The following is a 12,626-nucleotide window of genomic DNA, read 5'->3' as shown; positions in this document are numbered from 1 at the left end:
ACGTAAACAAGTTACTGCCCATAATAGGCATTCGCGCCGTGTTTTCTGAGAAAATGTTTATCCAGCAGATCCTGCTGCATACTTTTGATCCCCGGCGTTAGCTGGCGCGAAAAAATTCCCATATAGGCAATCTCTTCCAGCACCACGGCGTTATGCACCGCGTTGTCGGCATTTTTGCCCCAGGCAAAGGGACCGTGGGCATTGACCAATACCGCCGGAATCGCCGTCGGACTGATGCCGCGGGTGCGGAAGGTTTCAATAATCACCTGTCCGGTGTTGTATTCGTAGTCATTGACGATCTCCTGCTCGGTCATCAGTCGGGTACAGGGGATGGTGCCATAGAAGTAATCGGCATGAGTGGTGCCCCAGGCCGGTAAATCCTGCCCGGCCTGTGACCAGATGGTGGCATGACGCGAATGGGTATGCACAATGCCGCCAATGTCGGCAAATGCGCGATAGAGCGCCAAATGGGTGGCGGTATCCGATGAGGGTTTTTTGCTGCCCTCCACGATACGCCCGCTTTCCAGCTCCAGCACCACGATATCCTCCACCGTCATGCCGTCGTACTCCACGCCGGAGGGTTTGATCGCCACCAGACCACTGGCGCGATCGATGGCGCTGACATTGCCCCAGGTAAAGGTAACCAGATGATGGCGCGGCAACGCCAGGTTGGCTTCCAGTACCTGTTGTTTTAAGGTTAATACGCTCACAATAATCCCCCTTCCTGCATTTTTTGTTCAATCCAGCGCCGTGCCTGTACAATCTCCGCCACCGGCTCCTCGGCTTTTTCGGTCCACATCTCAATCAGAAACGCCCCGCGATAATTCAGCTGCTTCAGGGTGCGGAACACGCTGACAAAATCGACGCAGCCCTGACCAAAAGGCACATCGCGGAACTGCCCCGGCGAGCTGGCGGTGACCGGTTGGGTGTCTTTCAGATGGATAGCGGCAATGCGATCAATACCGAGCGTCAGTTCGGCGGCAACGTCATTGCCCCAGGCGCTGAGGTTGCCAACGTCGGGATAGACGGAGAACCACGGCGACGCCAGTTGCTGCTCCCACACCTTCCATTTACTGATGGCGTTGATAAATTCGGTGTCCATAATCTCCACCGCCAGCATCACCTGTGCGGCTGCGGCACGCTCCACCGCGCGGGACAACCCCGCCGCAAAACGCGCCACCGTGCCTTCATCGTGCGGTTCGTAGTAGACGTCATAACCCGCCAACTGGATGGTGCGAATGCCGACATCCTTCGCCAATTGAATCGCCCGATCCATCAGGTCATCGGCGCGCTGACGTGTCTGCGCATCATGGCTACCGAACGGAAAGCGGCGATGGCCGGACAGGCACATCGACGGAATGCTGACGCCGGTTTCAATCATCGCGTTGACCAGTGACAGGCGCTGTTCTTTACTCCAGTTCAGCCTGGACAGACGCTCATCAGTCTCATCGACGGACATCTCGACAAAATCGAAACCACAGGCTTTCGCCAGGGCCAGTCGCTCTGGCCAGGTGAGATGGGCCGGCAGTGCTTTTTCATAAATTCCCAGTGGATGCTGGCGTTTCATGCGGTTCCCCAGATGTTGGCAATGGCCTGATGAAATTGGTTAGCGGTGGCAATGCCGGTGACACTGTCACTCAATGCGCGTCCGGCGATAAACGCCTTGACGTCGATATTGCGGAACTGCGGCAGTTCTTCCGGGGTGATACCGCCGGTGATCGACAGGGCAAACCCCATATCGGATAGCGCCTGCATCGCCGCCAGATCCTGCTGGCTCCACTGTTGACCGCTGGCCTGCGCATCACGCCCGCGATGGTAGATGGCCTGCGTCAGACCCAGGCTGCGCCACTGACGGGCATCTTCCAGTGTCCAGTGACCAAACAGCTCGATCTGAATATCGCCCTGATAGCTACGCGCCACGTCGAGTGCGGTGGCAAAGGTCGCCAGCGGCGCAGCGCAGATCACCGTCATCCAGTTGGCTCCGGCGTCAAACGCCATCCTGGCCAGGGTGGCACCGGCATCGGCGACTTTAAAATCGGCCACCAGGGTTTTCGCCGGATGCTGCTGACGCAGGCGGCGTACCGCTTCAATCCCGGCGCTGAAACACAAAATGGTGCCTGCCTCGATGATGTCGACCTCCTGATGGAGTTGCTGCGCGGTACTCAGCGCGGCATCGAGGTCGGTGTGGTCCAGCGCCAGCTGGAGCAAAGGAAGGCTCATGGGTTAACTCCTTGTGCAGCCGCCAGCGCATTGACCAGTTGCTGATAACGTTGATATTTCTGCTGATAACGGGCGTGCCGGGTGTCATCAGGTTGCCAGGTGACGATGTCGGGATTCAGCGCCTGCTGCGCCTGTTGCAGCGAGGTATAGGCACCGGTGCCGGTGAGCGCGACCAGCGCCGCGCCCAGGCAGCCACTTTCGGCAATTTGCGGCACCTCAACCGGCAAGCCACTGGCATCGGCCAGCATCTGCATCCAGGGGGCAGAACGAGTCGGCCCGCCGCTCAGACGCAACGCGCTGGCCTGCGGGAAACGCTGACGCATCCGGTTGAGATGGGTCAGATGCGAGAACACCACGCCTTCATAGATCGCCTGCACCAGATGCGCGCGGGTGTGCCCCGCCTGCATACCAAAGAAACTGCCGTGCAGGTCGGCCCCGGCGTTGCAGCCGTAGAGGAAAGGCAGGAACAACAGCGAACTGCTGGCCGCTGGCAGACCGGCCACCCAGTCGTTCAGTTGCTGATAATCTTCGATGCCCCACTGTTGGCAGAACCACTCAAGGTTGGCGGCGGAAGTCGGGCTGGCATCATGGATGATGAACTGATCGTCGATGGCATACCGGCCATAGACAAACGGGTAATCGGCCTCAGCGATGATGCGGTCGGTAATGCCGCTGGTGACGGACCAGGTCCCCATTACCGCGTTCAGGCGGGTCGCGTCATGCAATCCGGCGCACAGGGCCGTCGACACTACATCAAACAACCCACCAACCACAGGCGTGCCTTCCCGCAGTCCACACAAGGCCGCAGCCTGCGCGGTGACATACCCGGCCACCTCGGTCGGGCCGATAATCGGTGGTAAGGCCGGGACGATTTCGCTGATCGCTAAGGTTTCAGCCAACGCCGCCGACCAGCCGCCGCTTTGCATGTCATACAAATTGGATTCGGAGATATTGGTTTCTTCACAGGCCAGCGCACCGGTCAGGCAGAAGCGCAGGTAATCATGAGCCATCAGTACGCTGCCAATTGCCGCGTAACGCTGTGGCTCATGTTGTTTGATCCAACGCAGCAACGACACCGGATGGCCGGTCCACAACGTCTGCCGCGTTTGCGGATAGAGTTGTTGTGGCATACCGTCACGCTGCCACTGCTGCACCAGCGTCAGCGCACGACGATCCGAGGAGAGGATGCCATTACCCAGCGGCTGGCCCTGCTTATCCAGCAGGAATAGCCCCTTGCCCTGAGCAGAGATCCCGACACCCGCCACCTGCGCCGCCTGTTGCCCGCTTTGGTGCAGCACTTCGCGGATCACCGCCGCCGCCTGTTGCCACAACTGGGTCATATCGCGTTCCGCCCAGCCAGGCTGTGGCACCAGCACCGGCAGGTTTTGTCGTGCCACCGCCAGCTCGCGCCCCTGGGCGTCATATAACCCGGCTTTAATAAAGGTGCCGCCGCAGTCCAGCCCTAACCAACTCTTCATGCGGCCTCCCCTTTGGCGGAGTCGCAGCGCGCCGGTAACGTCAGTGCCAGCAGCGAGGCAATCGCCAGCGAGATCGCCAGGCTGTATACCCCGGCATCCTTGCTGTACTCCGCAATCAGGACGCCCACCATATACGGACCGCAGAACCCACCGAGATTACCCAGCGCATTGATCAGACCGCGCGCACCACCGGCGACCTCAGCGTTAAACAGACGTGGCGGAATGCTCCAGAACACGCCAGCCGCCGACTGGATAAACACGCCGCAGCCCACCAGGGCGGCATACGACCACCAGATGTGTGCTTTCAGCAGCACCGACAGCGCCATACACAGGGCAAACCCGGCCAGCGGCAGCGCCACGAAAATCTTGCGGCGACCGCTGGCATCAGACAGCGCCGAGAACAGGAACATGCCAAAAATCGCCCCGACATACGGCAGAATCGCCAGCATCCCTACCTTCTCGGCATTACCGTTGGTCAGCCCTTTGAGGATGGTCGGCAGCCACAGGGTGTAGCCATAAATCCCGGTCTGGTAGAAGAAGTTCACCAGGATCAGACGCCACATCACCGGCTCACGCATCACCCGGCTCAGCGAGGCTTTGCGCGTGTTCTGACCTTTAATCATCAGTTGTTCATCGTGCAGGGTCTTGATCAGATACTGCTTCTCGGCTGGTGAAATCCAGCGCGCTTCCTGCGGACGGTTGCTGATGGTGAACAGCCACAAGGCCATAACGAACACCGACAGCACCCCTTCAACAAAGAACAGCATGCGCCAGTCCCAGTTGGTGATGATCCAGCCTGACAGCGGTGCGGTAATGATCCCGGCAATCGGGACGAACATAATGACGATGGCGTTGGCGCGACCACGTTCTTTATCCGGGAACCAGTTGCCGATCATCGTCAGCACCACCGGCAACATGCCGCCTTCCGCGACGCCGAGGGCAAAGCGTAGCGCCAGCAACTGATACTGGCTGGTGGCTAACCCGGTGAGGATCGAGATCACCGCCCATGCCAGCAACGACCAGCCAATAAAACGTTTGCCGTTGCCGTACACCGCCAGCTTGCCGCCCGGTACTTGCAGGAACAGATAACCAATAAAGAAAATGCCACCGGCTAACCCAGCCATCGAAGCGCTGATGCCCAGCTCTGCATCCATCCCACCCGGCATGGCAAACGCGATATTGACGCGATCCATGTAGGAGATGATGCAGGTGATCAAAATCGGCGGGATGATGCGCAGCCAGCGCAGTGCCGGAACGCCTTCACGCGTCAGTGCGGTTGATGTCAGACTCATGCGACCTCCTCCAGCGCGGTTGTCGGGATCTTTACCACCACTTTGCGGATCGCACCCGGCAAATCCGGTGCGCAGTTGGGTCGGTGAATATCCTGCGGGAAGAACACCGCAAAGGTGCCTGGCACCATGCGAATCAGAGTTTCATCCGCTGCGTGCTGGTAAAAAATAATGTCGCGTTCAGGGTTGTACGGCTGGTGCACCGCCAGGCTGGCGGGTTGATTCGCTACGCCAATCACCTCCGCCCCCGACACCAGATATTGCACATCGATATGGTGGCGGTGCGCTTCAGGATAGTTTTCCTCAGCCGGTGCGGTTTGCAGATCCAGTACCTGCACCTGCCAACCGGTGGCGCTGTCAACATGGCGTCCGGCGGCCATCGTTGCCAGATCGTGACCGGCCAGATACGCAATGGCGCGGGCGATAGCGGGCGGATAGTGGCGTGCATCGGTGTTGGCGATATGTCCGGTAATCATAGGGTTATCCTCCGTTACAACGCCTGGATACGCGTCCAGACACGCTCATCCACCGGGATGCCGAGACGCAGGTTTTCCGCCCGCAGCACCGGGAAGCGCTCACCCGGCAGGCGTACCGCCTGTTGACTGTCGGCACGTTCGGCACCGGTAATCGAGGCGCGAATGCGTTGCAGTTTGTGGTCGCGGGTGGCGCCGTCAATCAGGCGATCGACATCGATAGCGATAAACACCTGCGAGATACCAAATTCGTCACCGTTGTCTTCGGTCACCTCGGTCACCGACGCGCCGTTGGAGAGCAGCGTGGCGAGCATATCCAGCACCACCGACAACGCCGAGCCTTTCCAGTAACCCATAGGTAAGATGCGACGGTTGTTTTCGATGGTGGCGGGATCGCGGGTGTAGTTGCCGTCGTTATCAAAACCGCCATCCACCGGCAGGGTTTTGCCCGCCAGGCGATTCACTTCCAACATGCCGTAGGAAAACATCGACATCGACATATCCACCATGGTGATGGGTTCACCCGGTACCGCAACAATCAGCGGGTTGGTGCCGATAGCACAGTTTTTCGCCCCCCACGGCGGCATCACCGCAATCGAGTTGGTCCAGCAGATGCCAACATAGCCCTTCTCTGCCGCTTGCCAGCCGTAACTGCCGCCGCGCATCCAGTGGTTAGCATTACGTAAGGCAACCAGACCGATGCCGTGATCGGTCGCCAGTTCGATAGCGCGATCCATCATGCTGCGCGCGGTAATGTTGCCGATGGCGCGGTGCGCATCCCACTGCTCGATAGCACCCAGTGACAACACTTTATTGGCCGTGGCCTCCGGCACGATATGTCCGGCATCCAGTTGCTGAATAAAACGGGGAAAACGGTTCACGCCGTGGGAATAGACACCATTCAGGCTGGTTTCGGCAAACATGGCGGCACACGCGGTGGCCTTCTCCTCTGGCACCTTGCGACTCAGCAAGACGCGCAGGAATTCTTCATATAATTGCTGATAGCTGATTCTCATAACGGCTACTGTCTCCCCAGCGCTACGCTTTATATTTCATATGTTGGAATGTCGTTCCAAATAAATCGTATGGCGAAAGCAAAGAGGAGTCAAAGAAATGGATGGAAAATTTATCGTTTAAAATCAATCAAATAAAACTTTGATCGACTTTTGTGATCGGCCGCAAATCGGCCAGATTTCAGACGTGGGGAAGCCGGGACAGACGATCCTGCCCCGACATTTTCACCCATTCGTAGCTGCGCGATTTATCGCGCAGCTACGGGGATGTCTGGTATTACGCGAGGGTGTTACAAACGCACCCGATACAACGACGTGGTGGCGGTGATATACAGCTCGTCACCCTGCGGGCCGCCCAGCGTACAGTTCGATACCCGCTCCGGTAACGCAATTTTGCCGCGCGTCCGACCGCTGCTGTCGAAGATGATCACGCCGTCGGCACAGCTACAGTAGATATCGCCGTTCGCCGCAACACAGAAGCCGTCAGGAAAACCCGGTGCCACCTCGGCAAAGAATTGCCCCGCCACCAACTCGCGACCATCCACCTTGTAGACGCGCAATTGGCGACGCCCCAGCGTGGGGAAATCCACCACCGACATATCGGCCACGTACAGCAGGCTTTCATCGGGCGAAAACGCCAGGCCGTTGGGACGTTGCAGATCGCTGGCGGCGATACTGAGCTGCCCGCTGGCCGGATCGAAGCAGTAGAGATAACAACCGATCACCTGGCTGTGGGCGTGATACCCCTCCTCATCGTTGACGATCCCGTACGGCGGATCGGTGAACCACAGGGTGCCATCGGAACGTACCACCACATCATTCGGTGAGTTAAAGCGTTTGCCCTCGACCTTATCAATCAACAGCGTCACGCTACCGTCATGCTCGGTACGGCTGATGGCGCGGCGACCATGTTCACAACTCACCACTCGCCCCTCAAGGTCCCGCGCGTTACCGTTGGCATAGTTGGCGTTGGCGCGCCACAGGCTCAACTCACCGTTGCGCTGCCAGCGGAACATCCGGTTGCCTTTGACATCGCTAAACACCACCGCATCCTGCTGCGGCAGCCATACCGGGCCTTCGGCCCAGATGGCGGGTGAACAGAGTTTTTCCGGCTGCATCACTGTACGCCCCAGATGGTTTTGTAGTGTCCCTGATAGTTGTTCGCCGGGTCGTAGTTGTTTTCCGGGCCGCCGTCGTTGGCGATATTGTCTTTGGTGATCAGATGCGCCGGCGTTACATAGCCAGAGGAAGGTTGACCGGCAAAGGCGCGGTTGAACTCATCCAGCAATTGCCAGCCGTGCAGCTTGAGCGGCTCAGCTACCGTGGCGATCTGGCTGTCGCTGTTACGGATACGCTGGAAAGCCGAGATGGAACCGTCACCGGCAGAAATATTGAAAGGCGCATTGCTGCCCCCTTTACCCGCGGTTTTCAGCGACGGAGCCATAAAGTCAAAATAGAGATCGTTGATCGACAGCGCGTACTGGAAATGATCGCCGTATTTCTGCAACAGGCTGAAGGTCATGGAAGGCATACGGTTGGCGGTATCCGCCAGCGGCGTATCGATAAATTCCACCACCTTGCAGCCGCTGCACTTCTCAATCTCCTGCTTCATGGTATTGGCCTTGTCCAGCGCGATTTGGTAGAGCGAGTCGGTGAAGATCAACACCTGCGCCTTACCACCGGATTTCACCACGGCATATTGCGCCGCCAGCCGCGCCACATCATTGGAATCGGAGGTGATATTGTCCGTCACGCCATATTTTGCAATCGGTCCCGGCTGCGGTTCAGCATGCCAGGCCATCAGCACAATCTTTTGTTCTTTGGCTTTCTTCAGCGGGATTTTTGCCACGTTCGGGTTCCAGCCACCAATCACGATGCCATCCGGGCGCTGGGCAATTGCCTGATTCAGCGCCGCAAGCTGGTCTTTCACCGAACCGCCACCATCCAGGGTTTCCAGTTTCCATCCCGCGACCTTCGCCGCTTCACTTAGCCCTTGCTGCACCCCCTGCACCCCACCGTTTTTCATATCAGAGGCGATAAAGATGATTTTTTTGTTCGGTTGCAGTTTGGGGCCGGTGGTCGGCCCATCCCAGGTGCTCGAGCTGGCGGTGGCCTTCGCCACGGCAGCGGTCGCCTGATCCAGGTAGCTGTCAGCCTGCGCGGAGGCGGAGGCCACCAGCAAAGCGGCCAAGGTAAGACTCAATGCCTGATTTTTCATAATGAATTCCCTGGTGTGATGGTTTTTTGTTTATGGTCAGGTGCAGAGGTCGGTGCGCTCTGACTGCGCACCACGGCTTTTTGGTTCAGCAGGCGGCGACGCTGGGCGTAACCGGCAAGCGTAATCGACAGCAACAAGGTCGCGCCGTTAAATAACGGTTCGACCCAGAAGTCGCCGCCAAATTGTTGGATCCCGGCAATACCGATGGCGAGAATGGCGATACCCACCACGGTGCCCCAGATGTTCACCCGTCCCGGACGAATGGTGGTGCTACCGAGGAAAGCCCCCACCAGCGCTGGCAACAGATAATCCATCCCGACGCTGGCCTGGCCTACGCCCTGTTCAGCCGCAATCAGTACACCACTGAAACCGGTCAACACGCTGGAGGCGATAAAGGTCCCGATGATGTATTTATTCACCGCAATGCCGTTGAGGCGCGCGGCAGTGGGGTTGCCACCTACCGCATACATGCAACGGCCCAACGGGGTATGTTCGGTGACGAGCCACAGCACCAGCGCAACGATCAACACATAAAACGCGCCGATGGGAATGCCGAACAACTCGGTATGATGCAGCGCGCTAAAGGCATCCGGCAGATCGCCAACAATTTGCCGACCACCGGAGTGCCACAGCGCCACGGCGTACAGCACGGTGCCGGAGCCGAGGGTGGCGACAAAGCTGTCAATATCCGCTAGCGCGACCAGGATGCCGTTCAGTAACCCGTAGAGCGCCGAGATCACCAGCACCGTCAGCACCGCCATCTGCCATGAGAAGCCGTACTCCACCTGAAGGGTAATGGCGAGGATATGCCACAGCACAATGCCGAAACCGACGTTCAGGTCGATCTTGCCGACAATCATTGGCAAGGTCGCCGCCAGCGCCAGCAGCGCAATCTTGGCTTTACTGGCGAGGATCGCCTGTAAGGTCAGCATGGTGGCAAACGACGGTGACAGCGCCGAGAACAACAGGGTTAACACCACACATAACAGCAACAGGCCGTAGCGGGTCATTATCTGCATCGACCAGGGGGCAAAGCCATGTTGCGCAAGGCTGACCCGCTGCTCCAGCGCAGTGGATTTGACGGATGTTTTTGACATAATTTTTCTCCTGCCTTCCTTTTCAGACGGTGGTTAATGGGGCAGCGCTGCTGGCAGAGGCCAGCTCCAGCAAACCGGCAAAGGTAACCTGTTCATTTTTTAATTCGCCGACCACCTGACCACGGTTAAACACCAGCGCGCGGTTGCAGATATGGGCGATCTCTTCGAGGTCATTGGATATCACCAGTACCGCCACGCCCTCGGTCAGCGCTTTATTCAGCAGGTGATAGATTTCTTCGCGCGCGCCCACATCGACGCCTGCGGTGGGGTCTTCCAGAATCAGCAGCGGCGCATTGAGATGCATCCAGCGCGCCATCACCACCTTCTGCTGGTTGCCGCCCGATAAGGCACTGATGTCGAGATTGACGTCTTTCGGACGCACATCGAATAACTGAACTTTCCACCAGCTGGCACCGATTTCGGCACGCCGTCCGTAGCGTGACAAAAGCCGATGACCACTGGCGCAGGGATTAAGAAACAGGTTTTCACGCACACTCATCGACATCACCAGGCTCTCGCCGGTGCGGTCCCCCGCCACCAGCGACACGCCAGCCGCCATCGCCTGTTGAGGCGTCTGTGGCTGATACGCCTGGTCACGGAAGCGCAGCGTCCCGGCGGTGGCCTGACGCAAACCAAACAGCAGGCGGCCAATTTCCTCTTGCCCGGCACCGCGTAAGCCAGCCAGCGCCAGCATTTCGCCCGGTTGCAGGCTGAAGCTGACCGGCCCGACTTCATCAATGCAGAGTTGATCCAGCACCAGCACCGGTTTGCTCGCAGCCGGTAGCGGTTGCCGTTGATTCCCTTCCAGCGCCTCCCCGACAATCATCTCCACCAGATCGTGCAGTTGATAATCGGCAGTGTTGCCTTCTGCAACGCGTTTACCATCACGCATCACACAGATGCGGTCGGCAATCTCAATCACTTCATCAAGGCGGTGGGTGACGTAAATCATGCCAACTTTGCGACTTTTCAGTCGGTTGATGACCTCGAACAAGTGACGCACATCGTTGGCGGGTAACGAGGCGGTAGGTTCATCCAGCACCAGCACTTCGGCGTTGACCGCCACTGCGCGCGCAATCGCCAGCAGGGATTTCTCGGTGCGCGACAGTTCAAACACGCGGGCATCCGGGTCCAGCATGATGCCGACATCGTTCAGGGCTGCACGCGAACGCTCGCGCACCGCCCGCCAGTCGATCAAGCCGAGACGACGGGTAAAACCCATCACCAGCGCCATATTTTCCGCCACCGTCATCCATTCAATCAGCCCGAGATCCTGATGAATAAAGGCGATTGGCTGCCGGGTGGCGGTTTTCAGACTGGCGGCCGACGCGATGCTGGCGTCGTGAAAGCGGATATCGCCCTCATCCCGGCTATACACTCCGGCCAGCACTTTGATCAGCGTGGATTTTCCGGCACCGTTTTCTCCCAGCAGGGCAACCACCTCGCCGGGAAAAACCTCAAGACTGACATCATTAACGGCGGGATTACCGCCAAAGCGTTTGGTGATATGGCTCAGAGTAAGAACCGGTGTACCCGGGCTATGCTGCATTACCGCCTCCTGCAAACTCCTGGTGAGCATCAACAGCGGCGACAGCATCAAAACACCGCTAAATTTCAACATACGAAATACGATTCCAAAAAATACTATTCCTGGTGCGCAGGAAAAGCAAAGAAGTAGCGAGGATAAATTTCATTAATAAACAAATAGATATAATTCGTGTTGCGGATTTGTGATGCATCGCTCACTTCGGTAAGGGGTGGATTTTCGCCAAAAGTCACACTAAACCTGGCGAAGGATTCCCAGGCTGAAGTGCATGGGTTAACATCTGGCGACTGCTCTTTTATCGGAGTGGGAAAACTAAGAGGAAGCGTGGATGGTGGTTAAAGTAGCGAAAGCGAAGGAAGAGAAGAATGACAAGCCACTGGGGACGCAGAGCTTGTTTCGTGGGTTGCAACTGATTGAATTACTGAGCAACTACCCGAACGGTTGCCCGTTGGCCCATCTTTCTGAGTTGTCCGGGATGAACAAAAGTACCGTGCATCGCCTGTTGCAGGGTTTGCACAGCAGCGGTTATGTCACGCAGGCGCCTTCGCCTGGCAGTTACCGTCTGACCACTAAGTTTATTTCTGTCGGACAGAAGGCCCTCTCCTCCCTCAACATCATCCATGTCGCTGCCCCGCATCTGGAGAAACTGAATCTGGAAGTGGGCGAAACGGTCAACTTCTCCAGCCGCGAAGATGATCATGTGATCCTGATTTATAAACTGGAACCCACCACCGGGATGATGCGCACCCGCGCCTATATCGGCCAGCATATGCCGCTGTATTGTTCGGCGATGGGGAAGATTTTTATGGCCTGGGGCAGCGAAGAATATCCGGCGCATTACTGGCAAAGCCATCAGGACAGCATTCAACAGTTGACCAAAAACACCATCACTACGCTCCCGGAGATGCTGGAAGAACTGAAGTCCATTCGTCAGCAGCAGACGGCAATGGATCGCGAAGAGAATGAACTGGGGGTTTCCTGCATTGCCGCGCCGGTGTTTGATATTCAGCAACGGGTGCCTTATGCGGTGTCGATTTCACTGCCCACCGCCAAGATGCAACAGATTGGGGTAAAAAAACTGATGGGTCCGGTGGTCGCCACCGCCCGTGCGATTTCGGAAGAGCTGGGATACGTGGTGCCGCAAAAGGCGTGTACCTTACCGTAAAAGAATCCGTACCGTAGCGGCACGATTTATCGCGCAGGTTTTACCCCACAAAGGTCAAAAGCGCGCGATAAACCGCGCCGCTACGCCAGCATGCGAGCTCACTTTCGCTACACTGCAAAACGCACCT

12 protein-coding genes are annotated in these 12,626 nt (G+C 57.8%); 1 reads left to right on the top strand and 11 read right to left on the bottom strand.

Features of this window, described 5'->3' with window-relative positions:
- Window positions 1-11: 11 nt before the first annotated feature.
- From araD to AC6I8N_RS10145, 11 genes are all read right to left on the bottom strand, one after another.
- Window positions 12-710 (bottom strand): L-ribulose-5-phosphate 4-epimerase, encoded by a 699-nt coding sequence (gene araD / locus AC6I8N_RS10195; RefSeq protein ID WP_497830647.1) that lies wholly within the window; start codon window positions 708-710, stop codon window positions 12-14.
- On the bottom strand, window positions 707-1,567 hold the full coding sequence (locus tag AC6I8N_RS10190) for an L-ribulose-5-phosphate 3-epimerase (protein WP_497830646.1): 861 nt from the start codon (window positions 1,565-1,567) through the stop codon (window positions 707-709). The genes araD and AC6I8N_RS10190 overlap by 4 nt, the downstream gene beginning before the upstream one ends.
- On the bottom strand, window positions 1,564-2,220 hold the full coding sequence (gene ulaD, locus AC6I8N_RS10185; protein ID WP_208725440.1) for a 3-keto-L-gulonate-6-phosphate decarboxylase UlaD: 657 nt from the start codon (window positions 2,218-2,220) through the stop codon (window positions 1,564-1,566). Before ulaD ends, AC6I8N_RS10190 begins: the two co-directional genes overlap by 4 nt.
- Window positions 2,217-3,698 (bottom strand): FGGY-family carbohydrate kinase, encoded by a 1,482-nt coding sequence (locus AC6I8N_RS10180; RefSeq protein ID WP_497830645.1) that lies wholly within the window; start codon window positions 3,696-3,698, stop codon window positions 2,217-2,219. Before AC6I8N_RS10180 ends, ulaD begins: the two co-directional genes overlap by 4 nt.
- Entirely contained in the window at window positions 3,695-4,990 is a 1,296-nt protein-coding gene (locus AC6I8N_RS10175) for an MFS transporter (RefSeq protein WP_021183284.1), read from the bottom strand. The genes AC6I8N_RS10180 and AC6I8N_RS10175 overlap by 4 nt, the downstream gene beginning before the upstream one ends.
- Entirely contained in the window at window positions 4,987-5,463 is a 477-nt protein-coding gene (locus tag AC6I8N_RS10170) for a NanQ anomerase/TabA/YiaL family protein (RefSeq protein ID WP_021183285.1), read from the bottom strand. Before AC6I8N_RS10170 ends, AC6I8N_RS10175 begins: the two co-directional genes overlap by 4 nt.
- 14 nt (window positions 5,464-5,477) lie before the next feature.
- On the bottom strand, window positions 5,478-6,476 hold the full coding sequence (gene yiaK, locus AC6I8N_RS10165; RefSeq protein ID WP_208725438.1) for a 3-dehydro-L-gulonate 2-dehydrogenase: 999 nt from the start codon (window positions 6,474-6,476) through the stop codon (window positions 5,478-5,480).
- A gap of 287 nt (window positions 6,477-6,763) precedes the next feature.
- Complete coding sequence (locus tag AC6I8N_RS10160) at window positions 6,764-7,591, bottom strand: SMP-30/gluconolactonase/LRE family protein (protein WP_021183287.1); 828 nt, start codon at window positions 7,589-7,591, stop codon at window positions 6,764-6,766.
- On the bottom strand, window positions 7,591-8,691 hold the full coding sequence (locus AC6I8N_RS10155; RefSeq protein ID WP_021183288.1) for an ABC transporter substrate-binding protein: 1,101 nt from the start codon (window positions 8,689-8,691) through the stop codon (window positions 7,591-7,593). The genes AC6I8N_RS10160 and AC6I8N_RS10155 overlap by 1 nt, the downstream gene beginning before the upstream one ends.
- On the bottom strand, window positions 8,688-9,788 hold the full coding sequence (locus AC6I8N_RS10150; protein ID WP_021183289.1) for an ABC transporter permease: 1,101 nt from the start codon (window positions 9,786-9,788) through the stop codon (window positions 8,688-8,690). Before AC6I8N_RS10150 ends, AC6I8N_RS10155 begins: the two co-directional genes overlap by 4 nt.
- 22 nt (window positions 9,789-9,810) lie before the next feature.
- Complete coding sequence (locus AC6I8N_RS10145; protein ID WP_497830644.1) at window positions 9,811-11,337, bottom strand: sugar ABC transporter ATP-binding protein; 1,527 nt, start codon at window positions 11,335-11,337, stop codon at window positions 9,811-9,813.
- 325 nt (window positions 11,338-11,662) lie between these two features.
- On the opposite strand from AC6I8N_RS10145, the gene AC6I8N_RS10140 reads away from it, so the two are divergent.
- A complete protein-coding gene (locus AC6I8N_RS10140) occupies window positions 11,663-12,499 on the top strand; it encodes an IclR family transcriptional regulator (protein ID WP_497830643.1) in 837 nt (278 codons plus the stop codon).
- Window positions 12,500-12,626: the final 127 nt, after the last annotated feature.

This window comes from Pantoea sp. X-Soil-TKNS-1279 (assembly GCF_059730565.1).
Note: the sequence above shows the minus strand (reverse complement) of the source record. Positions and strands in the feature narration are given on the sequence as shown.

Excerpts from the sequence above, each read along its gene's own strand:
- AC6I8N_RS10150 (WP_021183289.1), bottom strand. The coding sequence starts at position 9,788 with ATGTCAAAAACATCCGTCAAATCCACTGCGCTGGAGCAGCGGGTCAGC.
- AC6I8N_RS10145 (WP_497830644.1), bottom strand. The coding sequence starts at position 11,337 with ATGCAGCATAGCCCGGGTACACCGGTTCTTACTCTGAGCCATATCACC.
- AC6I8N_RS10175 (WP_021183284.1), bottom strand. The coding sequence starts at position 4,990 with ATGAGTCTGACATCAACCGCACTGACGCGTGAAGGCGTTCCGGCACTG.
- AC6I8N_RS10140 (WP_497830643.1), top strand. The coding sequence starts at position 11,663 with ATGGTGGTTAAAGTAGCGAAAGCGAAGGAAGAGAAGAATGACAAGCCA.
- AC6I8N_RS10170 (WP_021183285.1), bottom strand. The coding sequence starts at position 5,463 with ATGATTACCGGACATATCGCCAACACCGATGCACGCCACTATCCGCCC.
- ulaD (WP_208725440.1), bottom strand. The coding sequence starts at position 2,220 with ATGAGCCTTCCTTTGCTCCAGCTGGCGCTGGACCACACCGACCTCGAT.
- AC6I8N_RS10160 (WP_021183287.1), bottom strand. The coding sequence starts at position 7,591 with ATGCAGCCGGAAAAACTCTGTTCACCCGCCATCTGGGCCGAAGGCCCG.
- AC6I8N_RS10190 (WP_497830646.1), bottom strand. The coding sequence starts at position 1,567 with ATGAAACGCCAGCATCCACTGGGAATTTATGAAAAAGCACTGCCGGCC.
- yiaK (WP_208725438.1), bottom strand. The coding sequence starts at position 6,476 with ATGAGAATCAGCTATCAGCAATTATATGAAGAATTCCTGCGCGTCTTG.
- AC6I8N_RS10180 (WP_497830645.1), bottom strand. The coding sequence starts at position 3,698 with ATGAAGAGTTGGTTAGGGCTGGACTGCGGCGGCACCTTTATTAAAGCC.
- AC6I8N_RS10155 (WP_021183288.1), bottom strand. The coding sequence starts at position 8,691 with ATGAAAAATCAGGCATTGAGTCTTACCTTGGCCGCTTTGCTGGTGGCC.